The sequence below is a fragment of the Aminivibrio pyruvatiphilus genome, from assembly GCF_004366815.1.
Lineage (GTDB): Bacteria > Synergistota > Synergistia > Synergistales > Aminobacteriaceae > Aminivibrio > Aminivibrio pyruvatiphilus.
This window is the reverse complement of record NZ_SORI01000018.1, coordinates 24161-39461: the sequence shown is the minus strand read 5'-3', so window position 1 is coordinate 39461 and position 15301 is coordinate 24161. Positions and strand designations below refer to the sequence as shown.

The following is a 15301-nucleotide window of genomic DNA, read 5'->3' as shown; positions in this document are numbered from 1 at the left end:
TTTCATCATGTATTCCTCTCCCCTATTGTCCGTTTTCGAGAAATTCCCTCACCTGGACGGGAAGAAAGGAGCGGAGCGCTGCGGTTATCTGTTTTTCCCTTCGCTGCCAGAGAATGCCGGTCCAGATGACGGCAAACCCCACGAGAGAAAGGGCAAAGGGGAAAAAGGGACTGTTTTCGAAAACCCTCCAGGCAAGATGGCCGATGTATATGGAGGTACCAATTCCCCCGAAGACGGCGAAGGCCCGCCGGGAAAGCACAGCCCCCACGGCGATGAGGAGAAGGTTGACGCAGAGATAGAAAAACCGTCCGAGCTCGCTTCCCGAATCCATGAGGGAGAACCCTCCCCAGAAAGCGGCCAGCCCGAAGAGATACAGCCAGAAGGCGAAATCTCCCTTCGAACGGGTTCTGAAATCCACCCGGAGGGCGAAAAGAACCATGGCGAGACCGAACAAGAGAGACACGGTCCTGCGGAGCCTCCATGTGAGATCGGCATCCCGGAAAAGGAAGGGGGCGAGATCCATGCTCATGTACCAGAGGGTCGCCGCCACGGGAAAAACGAGGAACGGAAGTTTGTAGCGCTTCAGGGCCGCCGCCCCCGCGGCGAGGGTGGCAAGTTCCATGGACATCCACCGCCAGTCGATATAGACGTGGTACTCACGGTACACCCTGCCCCCGTCCCAGTAGCCCAGGCCGGCCTGGAGACCGTACACTGCCAGGGGAACAAGGGCCGTGGCAAAAGCGGCCATAATGCCCGTCGGAACAGCGAAACCCCTTTTTCCGGAAAAGCGTTCCGCCAGCAGCAGGCCGAAAAGGGCATAGACGACGGCGATGGCGAAAATCCCCCATCCTCCGAAAGCCTCCCAGCCGAGGTTCATGAAGAGGGTCATGGCTCCGATGGCAATCAGTCCGCCGAGGTAATACAGGATGTGGGTTACTTTGAAGGACGGATCGTCCTCGTTTTTTTCCAGAAGAAACTCCCAGAGACTTTCCGCCTGCATTTCAGAGATGATCCCCTCCCGGACCGCCTCCTCCAGCTGCTTCTTCATTATCTTCACTGTCTCTCTCCCCCTTCCCCGGATCTTTCCCGGGACGCTGCCCGTCCCGAAACCCGCTCCTCCGTATTGTACATCCTAATCCTGCCCCGGGCGGCAATCAAACCGCCGGACCATGAGGAATTCCTGCCTTGCCACGGGGGAGCCGAACACATACAATACAGGAACTCTTTTCCAGGCCGAACGGCCGGAGAATTTCCTTCCGTCAGAGAGGCGGAGAAAGGAGCAGTACATGATCGCAGAAAAGGGAAAAAAGATACGGGTCCATTACACGGGAACCCTCTCCGACGGCGAAGTGTTCGACTCGTCCAGGGGGAGGCCCCCCCTGGAGTTCACTGTGGGGGCCGGGCAGATGATCCCCGGATTCGACAGCGGCGTCGTCGGGATGAAGGTGGGAGAAGAGCGGACCCTTGTCCTGCCCCCGGACCAGGCCTACGGGTCGAAGAGGGACGACATGGTCTTCACCGTATCCCGGGACGTTATGCCAAAAAATTACGAGCCTTCCGTGGGTGACAGTCTCCAGATGATGACCCGGGGAGGAAGCCCCATGAGCGTAACGGTGGCCTCGGTGGGAGAAGATTCCGTCGAGCTTGACGCAAACCACCGCCTCGCGGGAAAAGAGCTCACCTTCCAGGTCGAACTGGTGGAAATCGTAGAATAGTCAAAGGGCCTGCCTCCGGCAGGCCCTTCTTTTCATATCCTATTTCCCGGGAAATAGAAAGGAATGTATACAACAGCATGCCCCTTTCCTCACTGCCCCCCGATACTCTCAGGCGAACCCGCCTCCTGAAAGACGGACCTTCCGGAAGCGGCCCGGTGCTCTACTGGATGTCCCGGGACCAGAGGGCCGCGGATAACTGGGCTCTTCTGGCTGCCTTCCATACCGCGAAAGCTCTCTCCCGCCCTCTGCGGGTGCTTTTCTGCCTCGCTCCTTCATTTTCGGGTGCCTCTTTCCGGCACTACGGCTTTCTGGCTGAAGGGCTCCGGCTGCTTGCCCGGTCCCTTGCCGCAAAGAACATTCCCCTGGAGATTCTCGCCGGGAAACCCGGCCTTTCAGTGGGAAATCGGGCCCATTCCATGAATGCCTCTTTCATCGTGACTGATTTCGACCCCTACCCGGAAAAGCGGAGCTGGAAAGCAGATCTTCTGGAAACAGCCCCCTGCCCTGTGGCGGAGACGGATGCCCACAACATTGTACCTGCATGGATCGCCTCCCCGAAGAAAGAATACAGCGCCGCCACCTTCCGCCGGAAAATTTCTCCCCTTCTTTCCGGCTGGCTGACGGATATCCCGGAAATCCAGCCGATGCCGCCGACGAATAGGGACGGTTCAGTACCATGTAATCTCCCGGAGCATTTTCCCGCTCTGGTGTCCGCTCCTGACGCCGGTTTTCCGCTTGAATGGATTGCCCCCGGCGAATCGGCCGCCGCCGCACGACTGCGCACCTTTCTGGAGAGGGGTCTTGGAAAGTACGCCCAGGATCGAAACGATCCCGGCCTCGATGGCCTTTCGGGCCTTTCTCCCTGGCTCCATTTCGGACATCTTTCCGCACAGAGGACCGCGTACGAAATTTGCGCCGCCGAGGATACGGAATCCTCACGGGCATTTCTCGAAGAACTTATCGTCCGGCGGGAGCTGGCAGACAATTTCTGCCTCTACGAAGAAGCGGCGGGAACCTACACCGGTCTACCCGGATGGGCACGGAAAAGCCTCGACAACCACAGGAACGATCCCCGTCCCTTTCTCTACGATATTCAAGCCCTTGAAAACGCACAAACGTCCGACCCCCTGTGGAATGCTGCCCAGAAAGAAATGATCATCCGCGGGAAAATGCATGGCTGGGCCCGAATGTATTGGGCCAAAAAGATACTCGAATGGTCTTCCTCCCCGGAGGAGGCTTTTGCCGCTGCTCTTTTCCTGAACGACCGGTATGAACTCGACGGAAGAGACCCGAACGGCATCGCGGGCATTTCATGGGCCATCGGAGGGCTCCACGACAGGCCCTGGCCAGAACGGCCCGTATTTGGGACGGTACGCTACATGAACTACAGCGGAGCTGCCCGGAAGTTTAACGTGAAACATTACATCGAAAAGAATGATTTCCTGGAGCGGTCGATACAGTAGATCAGTTTTGGTCAGCTCCTTCTACATCTTTTTAGGGCTCAAAATGATCAATTCCAATCGTTTTCCAGAAACAACACCCCTATTAATTAATCTTTATTTAATCTTACCCCTGCAATGTTTCACGTGAAACATTGCAGGGTTTCTTCCTTCCTCACTCTCTTCTTCTCTCGCGGCAATTATCTCGAATGTATAGTCGGAGTAAGTTTCACCGATTTATCTTCCGTACAGACCGTAGGGATATTGTTCATTGCTATTTTTATGACTGATTTCCGGTTGGTATTTGGAGAGTGTTGCTGTTTTTATAACCCGGGGTCAAAGAAGTTTGTACGCACGGTTGTGCAGTTTAATCCATTTCTTTTTGAAACATCGGAGGCGGTGTTTACAGGTACTACGCATCTTTCGGTACGGATTCTTTTTGTGTTGTATTGGATGCGTATATGCCGTCAGGTATTTCCGGTTATGTGAACTTCCACACCTCTTGATATCCTTTTTGCTCTTTGAATTCCCATGAATTATTTCCGTAGGGGGATGCCATTTTGATTTTATTCCGCTGCACTGGTCAATAACGGACAATAGAAAAGGGAGAATTCCATTGTGGTTTCCAGGAATTCCCCCTTGAGGCTGCGTAACGCTATCTGGTTTGATTGTATTTAGAGTGGACCTTTTGAGACTCTCCGTATTTTAAGGGTTAGAAGCGCTGCTGCGGCTGCTTTCAGAAGATCAGGAAAAATGAAGGGATAGACGCCGATATGCAGTACCTGTGCCAGATCCGTTGGTTTTCCGGCAACGTAGTTGAGATTGAGGAACAGCACCGTTACACCCAGCAAATACATAATGGAAATTCCGGCCATCGCCGCCAGGAATATCTTCTTAAAGGCAACTTCGCCTCTGTTGACAATGCGGGATATGACCCATGCCGCAGGAATCTGCCCCATGAGATATCCAAAGGTGGGAGAAAGAGTGTAGGAAATGCCTCCTCCACCTGCAAAAACGGGAACTCCCGAAAGTCCCAGGAGAACATACGCTGCCTGGGAGAGGAGAGCCGCCCTGGGTGAAAGAAGCAACCCCGAAAGAAGTACCATGAGGACCTGGAGTGTAATGGGAACAAAGGGCAACGGTATTCGGATAAAAGCTCCCACTGCCGTCAATCCGGTAAAAAAAGCCGCAAGTATGAGAGTTTTGTAGCGTGTTTTCACGAAAAATCATCTCCTGTCTACTGGTTAGTATAGTGGTTGACATGGATTTTGACAAGGTTTTACCTGCCAAAGCTGGTTTTCGAGACTGAATTCGGGGATTCCGTTCTTCGAAACAGTGTTTGTTTTGCCGTGGGATTATTCTTCGGGATTTCCACCGGAATTCGGACCTGCGGCAGCGTATATAGCCTTTGCTCTTTACTGACCTTTTTCCATTTGCAGAGTAAATTCCCACCCCCTGAATGAAATTACTGAGGCTTCTCCCTGGTGCTTCTCATGGTATTCCAATATTCTTTTCTCCCGATGCCACTGCATTGCCTTGCTATCAGTGGCTTTTTTGGTCTCATGCATGATTGTCAGCCTATGTGTCCTGAAAACTCCTTCTGCAACCTCCAGCAGAATGTAAAAGAAGAGGTTCCATAGAATATATAGATCCGTTTTCAGGAAAACCGTTTGAATATATTTAGCGTTAGGGAGCAGTGCTTGTTAACTGCAACTGTGTACAGTGTCTTGGAGGAGTTGGGAAACACTCTATGGGGAGATTTTCTTCTGCTTATATTGGGAGTTCCGAAGCCGGATATTTTTTGGGGAAGGCCGGATGGTTTGTGTTGTAATTCGTTTCCGTTTTCCACATGCTGTGAAAAGGAGACTGTTCCTTATTCTTTTAATGGGAATCCGCCGGGGGAGCGTTCCAGCACTGCGATACCGTAAATAGCTGCCTGCGGACTGTCACAGCGGACAATATCACCCGACCGGATCCCACCCTCGGATTCTTCTGGTGTTTTTCCACTCTTCGAGGGTTTCTTCCACTCTGGGCGCCAGGTCGAGAGGGACAGCGCACCGCACCCTAATGTACTCGCCGTATTCGATGGTCCGAAATTCTCCCCCTGTGTCGCATGAATCGAGAAGCCGGTCCATCAGCTTTGCCATGTCGTAGGGCATCCGTATTTCATAGGATGTTCTCACTCTCCGCAGTACTTTTCCCGATGCGAGGAGACCCTCCGAGGCGGCGTTTCCGTAGGCTTCTATGAGGCCGCGCACACCGAGCTTGATACCGCCGAAATACCGGGTCACCACCACCAGCACATTCGTCAGTTCCTGCCGGAGAATCGCTCCGAGGATGGGTTTTCCCGCCGTTCCGGCGGGTTCTCCGTCGTCGGAGAAGTATTCTTCACATTTCAGTGAGCCGACCCTGTACGCCCAGCAGTTATGGTTTGCCTGCCGGTGGTCCGAGGAAATACTTCTGATTCTTTCCCGTGCTTCCGCTTCGTCGGAGCAAATACAGACATGGGCGATGAAAAGGGATTTCTGGACTTTCGTTTCCGTTACAGTTTCAGCGGCGGGTTCGTTGTACAGGTCACTCATTCATTCCAGGCTTCCTTCATCCGCCCATAGGTTGCCGCCAGCTCCTCGGCTACGACACGGACATCGGCAAACACGGGCATGAAATTCGTGTCGCCGTTCCACCTGGGGACGATGTGCAGATGAAGGTGGCCGTCGAATCCTGCCCCGGCGACCTTGCCGAGGTTGATGCCGAGGTTGAATCCCTGGGGATTCATCACTTTCTTCAGCACTGAGATGCATCTTCCGCCAAGGCGGTGCATTTCAAGCATCTCCTCGTCGGAGAGGAGTTCGTATTCTGCCGTATGGCGGTATGGTGCGACCATGAGGTGGCCGGGGTTGTAGGGGAAGGCGTTGAAAATGACAAAGCAGGTGGTTCCCCTGTGGAGAATGAGCCGTTCCTCGTCACGGTTCTCCGGCGGGAATTCGCAGAATATGCATCCGTCCTGCTTTTTCGAAACCTGAATATAGGCCATTCTCCAGGGTGCGAAGATGTTCTCCATGGTCCATCATCCTTCCTGCAGATCTGTCAGTTTCACGTGAAACATATTTGTTATTTTTTTCTCATGATCTCCCGGACCAAAAACCACCCCTGGCCGAGCCCGAAAAGGGCGAGAGCCGCAGGAAGAGCGGCATTGATCCATGAAGGATACCCCGAGGCGACGAGCCTGCGGGCAAGATAAACACCGAGAAACACATATCCGCCGATGAGGAATCCTGTTGAAATTATTTTTCCAAACATTACTACATCTTTAAACTTGTCCACCGTGCATCACCTATTTCCCGGGAAATAGTTCCTCTCCCCGTTCCTCCAGAAAACGCACAAAGGCCTCCATCTGGCTCCTGTTCAGCCCGTCGAGGGACACTTTCATGCGGTTCGGGTTTCCTGTCACCTTAAGAGAAATTCCCTGGCCCCTGAGGGAAGACTGCACCGGTTCCGGTATGACGAAGGAGGCCCGTTTGGCGGAGGAAACCTCGGGCACCTGCAGCTTCGATCTCCTGACCGCCTCTTCAAGCTGACGGACTGACATGCCCCGTTCTTCCGCAGTCCGTGCCAGGGCGATCATCATAGAGGGGGAGTCCACCGAGAGAAGGGCCCTGCAGTGGCCTTCGGAAAGAAGGCTCTCGGAGAGCATGTTCCTGACCTCTTCCGGCAGCTGGAGAAGCCGCAGCTTGTTTGTCACGGCGGCCCTGCTCCAGCCGATGCGTTCGGCCACTTCTTCCTGGGTGAGGGTATGGTGCTGGATCAGCTCCGTTATGGCGGAAGCGATTTCCAGGGGGGAAAGGTCTTCCCTCTGGATATTCTCCACCAGGGATATCTCCCGCAGATCCCGGTCGCTGCCTTCCATGACCCGCACCGGCACCCGGGTCAGGCCGGCGGAGCGGGCGGCCCGCCACCGCCTCTCGCCTGCCACGATCTCGTAGCTTCCATCCTCTTCGAGGGGGCGGACGATAAGCGGCTGGACGACGCCGTGATTCCGTATGGACTCGGCGAGAGAATCGAGGGCAGCCTCGTCCATGTCCCGCCTCGGCTGGGCGGGGTTCGGGCGGATGCTGTCCACCGGAAGAGAGGTAATCTCCGGCTGCGCTCCACCGTGAGGAAGAGGCGCCTCCGCCGGGGGTGTGAAGAGGGCTCCGAGGCCCTTTCCTAGTGCGCGCGCTTTAGCCACAGTCCTGACACCTCCCTGGCAAGATCCCCGTATGCCTGCGCCCCGGTGGAGGAGGGGTCGTAATAGCCTATGGGGGCTGCATGGCTCGGAGCCTCGGAGAGCCTGACGTTCCTCGGGATGACGGAAGAGAAGGCCACGCTGCCGAACTGGCGCCGTACCTCGTCGGCCACCTCGTTGGAAAGCCTGGTTCTCGAGTCGTACATGGTCAGGAGCACCCCGCTGATTTCAAGTTCGGAGTTGAGGCTGTCCCTCACGAGGCCGATGGTTTTCGAGAGCTGGCCCACCCCTTCCAGGGCGTAATATTCACACTGGATGGGGATGATGAGCTTGTCGGAGGCGACCAGGGCGTTGATGGTCAGCATGCCCAGGGACGGGGGGCAGTCCACGATGGCCACGTCGAAACTGTTGAGGGACCGGAGATGCCGCCTCAGCCTCGTCTCCCTGCTGATGACGCTGGCAAGCTCTATTTCCGCTCCCGCCAGGTCGATGGTGGCAGGAAGAATGGAGACTCCTTCCCACCTGGTGGGTATTACGGCGTCCTTCGCCTCGGCCTCGCCGAGGAGCACGTCGTACAGGCTGAGTTCGAAGTCTTCGGGTGATATGCCCAGGCCGCTGGTGCAGTTCGCCTGGGGGTCGATGTCCACAGCGAGGACGGAATAGCCTAGCCGGCCCAGTTCAGCCGCAAGATTGACGCACGTGGTCGTTTTTCCTACTCCGCCCTTTTGGTTTGAAACCGTGAGAATAAGCATGGGGGCGTCACCTCCACCAGAATGTTTTTTCCGCCATGCCCGTCTTCCGGGGAAACCTGGATGAACAGGGGGCGTTTTTCTTCCATAGAATAAGAAATCTCTTTTTTTCTTCGCCGCCGTAGGGAACAATGGACGGAGCGGCGAGGCCGAGCCTGTTCCATCTGCCCTGGAGCGGTTCGAGTTCTTCGGTGTACAGAGGGCCCTTCATGGCCATAACAGTTCCGCCCACGGCCACGAAGGGTGACAGGTACTCAAGGAGGATCCCCGTTCCGGCCACTGCCCGGGCGCCTGCGAGGGAGAAGGTTTCCCGTTCCCGCAGGGCGTATTCCTCGCACCTTCCCCAGAGGACCCGGACGTTGGGAAGCTCCAGTTCAGCGGCCATTTCCTCCAGGGCGCCGCACTTCTTTTTCACGCTGTCAAGGAGGGTCACTTCGAGATCTGGACGGCAGATGGCCCAGACAAGGCCGGGAAGACCTCCTCCCGAGCCCACATCGAGAATCCGTCCCTTGTCGGGTAGACGGGAAACGGTGAAAAGACAGTCAAGAATGTGGTCGTTCCAGAGTATTTCAGGATCGCTGGGCCCCGTCAGGCGAATTTTCCCGCCATAGGAGGCGAGGAGGTTCCCGTACCGTTTCAGGATTTCGCCCCGGGAGGAGAGAAGCTGTTCTTCCACGTGGTCCACCGGCGTGTCCCCTTTCGTTCCAGAGTTCATACGGGCAACATTATACCCCTTTCTTCCCGGGGTGCGCCCTTTCCCCGGACATGAGGGGAGTATAGAATGGACCGGAAGGGGGGAACGGCCATGGGACTGTACGAGGAAATTCAGGAGCGGCTCCTTTCAGCCCGCGATGGGGAACTGGAATCCCTTGTTCTCGGCTGGAAGGGAAGCGCCGTGGTGCTGAAGGACGGACGCTGGGGGATCGGCGCGGTGCCGCCCGGAGGGGGAGCGACCCTTTCCCCCCGGGAAGACCATACAAGGCGCCTTCTGCTCTCGGGGGCGAAGGATCTCGCGAAGCTTCTCGTTTCACCCTACCCCCAGGAATATGCCGCCGCTTCCGCAGCCGCAGCCGCCATCGCCCCCGCGCCGGAAGAGGGCCTTCCTCTGGAGAGCCTCCTGCCCCTTCCCGGTGGGGAACGGGTGTCCCTGGTGACCCCCGACCCCTGGGTAACCGATTTTCTCCGGGACTGGAACTGGAATATTTCCGTTTTCGACGACGGCAGGAGGGGCCTGAACGTCTTTCCGGAATGGACGGCCTCCCAGCACCTGAACTCCTCCGGATGGGTGTGGCTTACCGCCGAGGTCTTCAGAACACGTTCGTTTTTCTCTCTTCTCCCCTTTCTGTCAGGAAAAAAGGTGGTTCTCCAGGGGCCCGGAATTCCCTTTCTCCCGGACGTCTACGGACAGGCCGGCATTTCATTTCTCGTCCTCCCGGAGACTTCCGGGACGGATGGGTCGGCGGCGATGCAGTACGTGGCTTCCGGGGGCACTCCCTGGACGTGCCCTGATCTTCGCTGGCGGGTTCACCCCGTGAGCGGGCAGGGGAGACAGGGATGACCCGCCTCCTGGCAGCGGCCGCGGCCCTGGTGTCGGCGGCCATTCTTTCCCTGGCGGGCCTCAGAGGCGGCCCGGACGTGCAATCCCTGCTCTCGGCGGCGGGTATCGAGGTTCACGACGGGGACACCATTTCGGCTCCCCTGAACGGAGAGCGGACCACGATCCGCTACCTCCTGATCGACACTCCGGAACTCCACCATCCCCGCCGGGGAAAGGAAGAACTTGCCCTCGAAGCGGCCGGGGCGAACCGGACCCTCATTTCCTCGGGGCCCCTCCGCCTGGAGTTCGACGAGGAACTCCGGGACCGGTACGGAAGGCTCCTTGCCTATGTCTGGGTTTTCCTTCCGGAAGGAGAGCTGCTGGTGAACGAGGAACTGGTGCGGCGGGGACTTGCCCTGCCGCTGATCATTCCCCCCAACGGAAAACACGCCGGCAGGATCTTTTCGGCCATGGAAGAGGCCGCCCGGGACGGGGCGGGCCTCTGGAACCGTTCGGAAAACAGGGTCTTCACCCCTTCCCAGGTGTGGAGCGAGGCCACGGTTCTGGCAGGCAGCTTCGTCACTGTGCGGATGACCCTGGAGAGAGCGGAGGAGCGGGGACGAAGAATCTTTCTTTCCCAGGGAAAACTCACCGTCACCGCCTACCGGAATCCCCGCACGGAGGGTCTTCTTGCTCTCGGGAAGGGCGACAGGGTGACGGTCCGGGGCAAGGTCCTTCTTTCTCCCCGGGGATGCGAGATTCCCGTGGCCTCTGTCCTGCAGGTCAGCCGGGATTCCGACGGGTGAAACACAGGTGGGGCCTGTCGCTTCTTTTTTCCACCCCCCTCTAGTGTCCCCGGAAAAATGTCCACATACTGCCGAGTTATCCACAAATCCCCTTTTCTCAACCCTTTTTTGCCGTTTTTTTGGAGGTTATCCACCGACTTCTCCACATATCCACATTTCCACATCTTCCCACAGGCCGCCATATGTAGGTTGAACAGAACGGACTATTCACTCTTTAATATATCAGTAATCCTTCTCTGGCGTTCCCGGCGGTCCTCTCCTATGATTGAACCGTTGCAGCTCCGGTATATAATTGCTGCTGTGGGGCAGCGGAGCGGAAAACAGCCATTACGGAAAGGAAAAAAGAGACATGGGAAAACCAGCAAAAAAGGCTGTTCTTTTTGTCTTTCTCCTCGCCGGTCTGGCGGCGGCAGCCGCCCTGTTCCTGATTTCGGGGAAAGACGCGGGAACGGATTTCTTTAAAACATCTCTCAACGAGGCCCTCCGGGATCTGCCGGGCTGGAGCCTGCAGGCCGACCGTTTTTCCGGCAACCCCGTCACAGGCTTCACGGCCTGGAATGTCCGCGTATCCTTCGAGGACGGGGAGATAGCCCGGGCGGACAATCTTACCGTCTCCCTCTCGCTGCTTTCCCTGCTGAAGGGCTCTGCTGGAATCGACAAAATCTCGGTGAAAAACGCCTTCGTGGCCGCGGAGGATCTCTTCGCCGCCGCCAGGAAAACCGAACTTCCGTCAGCGCCGGGAGGAAAACCCCTCGACCTTCCCGTGGTGATCCTCACCCCTTCGGAGGTCTCAACCCCCCTGGGAAACGTGAAGCTTGACCTTCTCCGGCTGACCCCCGGGCAGGGAACGGTCACCCTCGAAGGGAAGGGGAATTTTCTCGGCATGCCCGTGGAAATGGGCGGTTCCCTTGCCGAAGACGAAAGCATTTCGCTTACCGACGGCTTCCTGAAGGCGGGCAGCGCAACGGCAACCCTCTCCGGAGAAATGTTCCCTGAGTTTTTCCTCGAGGGAGCCGTCGAAAGCCTGGATCTTGAGAAAGCGGCTTCTCTCCTCTCCGTGCCTTTTTCCATGAAGGGCACGGTGGCCTCCACCCTCACCATAAGCCGCCCGGGCGGAAAGCTTCTCCTGTCCGGCGAGGGAGAGATACTCGGGGGCGACATCTGGGACCTCCTCACGGAAGGCAGGTTCCACTGGTCCGCAGACGGAGAGAAGGCAACCCTCTCCCCGGCGGGCGGAAAGGTTTTTTCCTCGCCCGTGGAGGGCAGCCTCTCCGTGTTCTTTGCCTCCGCCCCCCTGGCGGAGATCAAGCTGAGCCTCAAAAGCGTGGATTTTCAGGAGTGGACCCGCTTTTTCTCCTGGCTTTCCTTCGGCCGGGGAACCCTGTCGTCCCTCCGTGTCGACCTCGAAGGCCCCTTCGACAGGCTTGGAGGCACAGTGGCCTTTGCCTCTCCCAGGGCGGTCCTCGAAGGATTCCCCGTGGCGGACCTGAAAGGGAGCCTGGAGCTCGCTGAAGGAAGCCGCATTGACCTCGGGACCACCGGAAAATGGCTTGAATCTTCCTTTTCCGCGTCAGGAAAAGTCCTGGTGGACGACACGGGACGCACCGAAACCGTTCTTGATATCCGGTCGGACAGGTTCGACCTGAAATCCTCCGGCGCGGCCTACGCTCCCGGCCTGGCGCTTGCGGGCACGGGAACGGGAAAGCTCTCCCTGAAATATCCCTTCGAGGGAAAAATGACCCTCTCCGGAACCCTTGCAGCCCCGAAATTTACCGTCCTGGGCGCACCGGCGGAGAGCCTTTCCGCCGTCTTCACCGGAACGGCGGACGTCCTGAACGTGTCGTCGGTCTCACTGTCGATTCCGGGAGGAGGGACGGTCTCCGGTAAGGGAATCCTGTCGGGCCTTTCCGGCGACACCCCCGCCATGGCTTTCGAAGGAGAGGGAAAGAACATCCGCTGGGCCTTCATCGAGTCTCTCGCCTCCTCCTCGAAACCCCTGGACGCTTCCGGCACGGCGGATCTCCGGTGGTCCGCCCGGTCACCCCTCTCGGCTCCCGCGGTGGAGTTCGACGTCAGGGGAAAGGACACCCCCCTGTCGAAAACCCTTCCCCTCCGGGGAGCGGTGCTGAAAGGCCGTTTTTCCGGCGGCGAGCTCACCCTTTCGGAAGGGACGGCCTCCCTCTGGGGGGGAAAGGTGCAGTTCTCCGGAAAAGCCTCCTCCCTTGCCCATTCACCTGCCCTGAATCTCCGGGGGACCTTCTCGGGGCTGGCCCTCCGGCAGGCTGCGGCGGACCTTGGAACGGCTCTCTCCTCAGCCTCGGGAACCCTTGCGGGAGAATTTTCCCTCTCCGGAAAAGCGTCAGCGCCCGCCCTCTCCCTGTCCCTGAACGGTCCGGAGCTCTCCGCCGGAGGGCTTTCCGTCCGCTCCCTGGCGGCAAAGGCTGAGGGAACCCTTCCCACTCTCAGACTGACATCCTTCGCCGCCCGGGTTCTTGACGCACCGGTCACCGCGGAGGGAACCCTGGAGCTGAAGGACAGGGGAAGGATCAACCTCTCGGCCTCATCGGGGGAACTGGACCTCAGAAAGCTCTCGGCGGCCTTCTTCCCCGACGTGAGCCTCGGCGGCACGGCCGCCGGAAAAGTCACCCTCTCCGGAACCATGGGGGGAGCCCTTGCAGCCGTATTCTCGGGAACCTCCCCCCTCGTGACATTCCACGGGCTCCTGCTGGAAAAAGCCGCTTTCTCCCTGAAGCCTGACGGAAAGGGGGCCTATGCCCTGTCCGCCCAGGGAGCCCTCGGCAAGAGCATCCTCGCCGTGGAAGGTAAAATGGCCTTTACGCCCAAGGGAACGGAAATCACCCTCAAGAACAGCAAAAAGATCGACCTGGGGGCCACGGCCGCGGGGCTGTCCGCCCAGGCTGCGGGCATGGTCTCCGGGGAAGCCGATTTCACTGCCAGGGGCATTCTCGACGAAAAGGAAAATACCTGGGAGGGAAGGATCCGCTCTGCTTCCCTCGGCTTTTACCGCACGGAGGTCAAGGCGGTGGATATCCCCTTTACATGGAAGGACGGCAGAATCAACGTCATTGACGGCAAGGCGGAGTACCACGGCGGCCCGGCCTCCATCTCCGGCATGGTCGACCCTGTCACCATGCGGTGGGAGGGAAACCTTACGGTGAAAGGCATGGACCTGGGGAACGCCACGGAGAGAATCCTCGAGGGCAGGGGATCGGTGACGGGAAAGGCGGACCTCACGGCGAGAGGAAGCGGCACCGGGGGCATGGTGGGAATGGTCTTCGGCAGCGGCCAGCTTACGGCAAAGGACGGTTCGGTCTCGGGATTCGAAGCCCTGAAGTCCGTCTCCGACACCGGGGTGGTGAAGTTCAGCTCCGTGCTGGCCAGCTTCAATCTCGACGGAAGAAACATCTTCCTCCTTCCGGGAAGCAGGGTCTCCGCTCCCGTGGGGGACAACGTCTACAGGTATTTCTCCGCCAGCGGGTCCCTGGGGTGGAACGATTCTCCCCTGGACCTCAAATGCGTGGGGGACATCAACGTCCGGGCCCTGAACGCCTTCCTCGGCGCCCTCCAGGGCATTATTGCCGTGGACGGGAACCCCCTCACCGACCCGGCATTCCTTCAGAGGTTCCTCTCGGGGCTGCTGGGCGGCATGTCCGTCCGGGACTTCCGGGAGACCTCCTTCAACCTCCGGGGGACCTGGGACGCCCCGCTGCTCACCGACCTCAAGGTGACCTCAGCCGCCGCGCCGGCCTCCATACCGAGGCCCAACGGCTCGGGGAAAAACGAGACACAGATCAAGATCACCGTGGAAATCCCCACCGGGGAAGGAAAGGACACATCCACCAGCACGGAGGACCAGGTGAAAAAGCAGCTCCTGGAGAACATCATGAAGCAGATCATCCGGCCCGGCACCGACGACGGAGGCCCCCAGGACTGATGGCCGGGACCGGACCTCTCCCTTGATGTATAATAAGAAGCGACGCCCCCCGGGGCACCCCTGAACGGAAAGGATGAACCCGCTGAAATACAGATCGATCTTTCTCTCCGACCTCCATCTCGGAACCCGCTGGTGCCGGGCCGGAAACCTCTCCGGCTTTCTTTCCTCCGTGGAATGCGAGAACCTGTATCTCGTGGGGGACATCATAGACGGGTGGAACATGGGCCCCAGGCAGAACTGGCCGGCGTCCCACGCGTCGGTGCTCCGCTCCATCCTCTCCCTCGCGGGCAGGACGGCGGTGACCTATATTCCGGGAAACCACGACGAGTTCATGAACCGGTTCGACGGCCAGTCCCTCGCCGGTGTCAGAATACGATCCAGTGCTGTGCACACCGGGGCCGACGGCAGAAGGTACCTTGTGGTCCACGGGCACCAGTTCGACGTGGTGATGCTCTACAGCCGGTGGCTCGCCTGGGCGGGCGACAGGGCCTACGGTTTTGCCCAGCAGCTGAACTCGGGAGTCAACTTTATCCGCTCTCTCGCGGGGCGGGAATACTGGTCCCTTTCCTCCTTTCTCAAAAACAGGGTGAAGAGGGCGGTGAAGTATTTCAGCCGGTACGAGAGCCGCATCGCCAGGTCGGTCAGGGAAATGGACGCCTCGGGAATCATCTGCGGGCACATCCATAATCCGGCAGTCCGGGCCTTCCAGGGAGTGAAGTACTTCAACTGCGGCGACTGGGTGGACAACTGCTCGGCCCTGGTGGAGCACCTCGACGGCGTCATGGAGATCGTCCGGTGGTTCGACCGGAAGGGCGAATCTCCCTCCCTCCGCCCGGCGGAAAGAGCCCTCGGCGTCCCTGCGGCCGACTGACCGT

Annotated in this window: 14 protein-coding genes; 6 read left to right on the top strand and 8 right to left on the bottom strand. The window is 58.4% G+C overall.

Annotated elements, in window-relative coordinates:
• Positions 1–22: 22 nt before the first annotated feature.
• Complete coding sequence (locus tag C8D99_RS11920) at positions 23–1057, bottom strand: DUF2157 domain-containing protein (protein ID WP_133958588.1); 1035 nt, start codon at positions 1055–1057, stop codon at positions 23–25.
• 229 nt (positions 1058–1286) lie between these two features.
• On the opposite strand from C8D99_RS11920, the gene C8D99_RS11915 reads away from it, so the two are divergent.
• A complete protein-coding gene (locus C8D99_RS11915) occupies positions 1287–1715 on the top strand; it encodes an FKBP-type peptidyl-prolyl cis-trans isomerase (protein WP_133958586.1) in 429 nt (142 codons plus the stop codon).
• Between the two features lie 77 nt (positions 1716–1792).
• Positions 1793–3178, top strand: coding sequence for a deoxyribodipyrimidine photo-lyase (locus tag C8D99_RS11910; RefSeq protein WP_133958584.1), 1386 nt, complete (start codon positions 1793–1795; stop codon positions 3176–3178).
• A 650-nt stretch (positions 3179–3828) separates the two neighbouring features.
• Here C8D99_RS11910 and C8D99_RS11905 read toward each other — a convergent pair.
• From C8D99_RS11905 to rsmG, 7 genes are all read right to left on the bottom strand, one after another.
• A complete protein-coding gene (locus tag C8D99_RS11905) occupies positions 3829–4374 on the bottom strand; it encodes a biotin transporter BioY (RefSeq protein ID WP_133958580.1) in 546 nt (181 codons plus the stop codon).
• A 741-nt stretch (positions 4375–5115) separates the two neighbouring features.
• Positions 5116–5736, bottom strand: a complete 621-nt coding sequence (locus tag C8D99_RS11900) for an IMPACT family protein (protein WP_133958578.1) — start codon at positions 5734–5736, stop codon at positions 5116–5118.
• The gene (locus tag C8D99_RS11895; RefSeq protein ID WP_133958575.1) at positions 5733–6215 is read right to left on the bottom strand and encodes an HIT family protein; all 483 of its coding nucleotides are present in this window, start codon (positions 6213–6215) and stop codon (positions 5733–5735) included. The genes C8D99_RS11900 and C8D99_RS11895 overlap by 4 nt, the downstream gene beginning before the upstream one ends.
• Positions 6216–6265: 50 nt before the next feature.
• Positions 6266–6454 (bottom strand): hypothetical protein, encoded by a 189-nt coding sequence (locus tag C8D99_RS11890; RefSeq protein WP_133958573.1) that lies wholly within the window; start codon positions 6452–6454, stop codon positions 6266–6268.
• 34 nt (positions 6455–6488) lie between these two features.
• Complete coding sequence (locus tag C8D99_RS11885) at positions 6489–7382, bottom strand: ParB/RepB/Spo0J family partition protein (protein ID WP_166670165.1); 894 nt, start codon at positions 7380–7382, stop codon at positions 6489–6491.
• Positions 7361–8131: a ParA family protein gene (locus C8D99_RS11880; RefSeq protein WP_133958570.1), complete on the bottom strand. Its 771-nt coding sequence runs from the start codon at positions 8129–8131 to the stop codon at positions 7361–7363. The genes C8D99_RS11885 and C8D99_RS11880 overlap by 22 nt, the downstream gene beginning before the upstream one ends.
• 7 nt (positions 8132–8138) lie before the next feature.
• On the bottom strand, positions 8139–8843 hold the full coding sequence (rsmG, locus tag C8D99_RS11875) for a 16S rRNA (guanine(527)-N(7))-methyltransferase RsmG (protein WP_133958568.1): 705 nt from the start codon (positions 8841–8843) through the stop codon (positions 8139–8141).
• A 66-nt stretch (positions 8844–8909) separates the two neighbouring features.
• Between rsmG and C8D99_RS11870 the strand changes: the two genes are divergently transcribed.
• From C8D99_RS11870 to C8D99_RS11855, 4 genes are all read left to right on the top strand, one after another.
• Positions 8910–9686 (top strand): Rossmann-like domain-containing protein, encoded by a 777-nt coding sequence (locus C8D99_RS11870; RefSeq protein ID WP_133958566.1) that lies wholly within the window; start codon positions 8910–8912, stop codon positions 9684–9686.
• Positions 9683–10471 (top strand): thermonuclease family protein, encoded by a 789-nt coding sequence (locus C8D99_RS11865; RefSeq protein WP_133958564.1) that lies wholly within the window; start codon positions 9683–9685, stop codon positions 10469–10471. Before C8D99_RS11870 ends, C8D99_RS11865 begins: the two co-directional genes overlap by 4 nt.
• 349 nt (positions 10472–10820) lie before the next feature.
• Positions 10821–14426, top strand: coding sequence for a hypothetical protein (locus C8D99_RS11860; protein ID WP_133958562.1), 3606 nt, complete (start codon positions 10821–10823; stop codon positions 14424–14426).
• 73 nt (positions 14427–14499) lie between these two features.
• The gene (locus C8D99_RS11855) at positions 14500–15297 is read left to right on the top strand and encodes a UDP-2,3-diacylglucosamine diphosphatase (RefSeq protein WP_133958559.1); all 798 of its coding nucleotides are present in this window, start codon (positions 14500–14502) and stop codon (positions 15295–15297) included.
• The last annotated feature ends 4 nt before the right edge of the window (positions 15298–15301 follow it).

Coding starts and splice junctions, on each gene's coding strand:
- C8D99_RS11915 (WP_133958586.1), top strand. CDS start 1,287: ATGATCGCAGAAAAGGGAAAAAAGATACGGGTCCATTACACGGGAACC.
- C8D99_RS11910 (WP_133958584.1), top strand. CDS start 1,793: ATGCCCCTTTCCTCACTGCCCCCCGATACTCTCAGGCGAACCCGCCTC.
- C8D99_RS11900 (WP_133958578.1), bottom strand. CDS start 5,736: ATGAGTGACCTGTACAACGAACCCGCCGCTGAAACTGTAACGGAAACG.
- C8D99_RS11895 (WP_133958575.1), bottom strand. CDS start 6,215: ATGGAGAACATCTTCGCACCCTGGAGAATGGCCTATATTCAGGTTTCG.
- C8D99_RS11890 (WP_133958573.1), bottom strand. CDS start 6,454: ATGTTTGGAAAAATAATTTCAACAGGATTCCTCATCGGCGGATATGTG.
- C8D99_RS11880 (WP_133958570.1), bottom strand. CDS start 8,131: ATGCTTATTCTCACGGTTTCAAACCAAAAGGGCGGAGTAGGAAAAACG.
- rsmG (WP_133958568.1), bottom strand. CDS start 8,843: ATGAACTCTGGAACGAAAGGGGACACGCCGGTGGACCACGTGGAAGAA.
- C8D99_RS11870 (WP_133958566.1), top strand. CDS start 8,910: ATGGACCGGAAGGGGGGAACGGCCATGGGACTGTACGAGGAAATTCAG.
- C8D99_RS11865 (WP_133958564.1), top strand. CDS start 9,683: ATGACCCGCCTCCTGGCAGCGGCCGCGGCCCTGGTGTCGGCGGCCATT.
- C8D99_RS11860 (WP_133958562.1), top strand. CDS start 10,821: ATGGGAAAACCAGCAAAAAAGGCTGTTCTTTTTGTCTTTCTCCTCGCC.
- C8D99_RS11855 (WP_133958559.1), top strand. CDS start 14,500: ATGAACCCGCTGAAATACAGATCGATCTTTCTCTCCGACCTCCATCTC.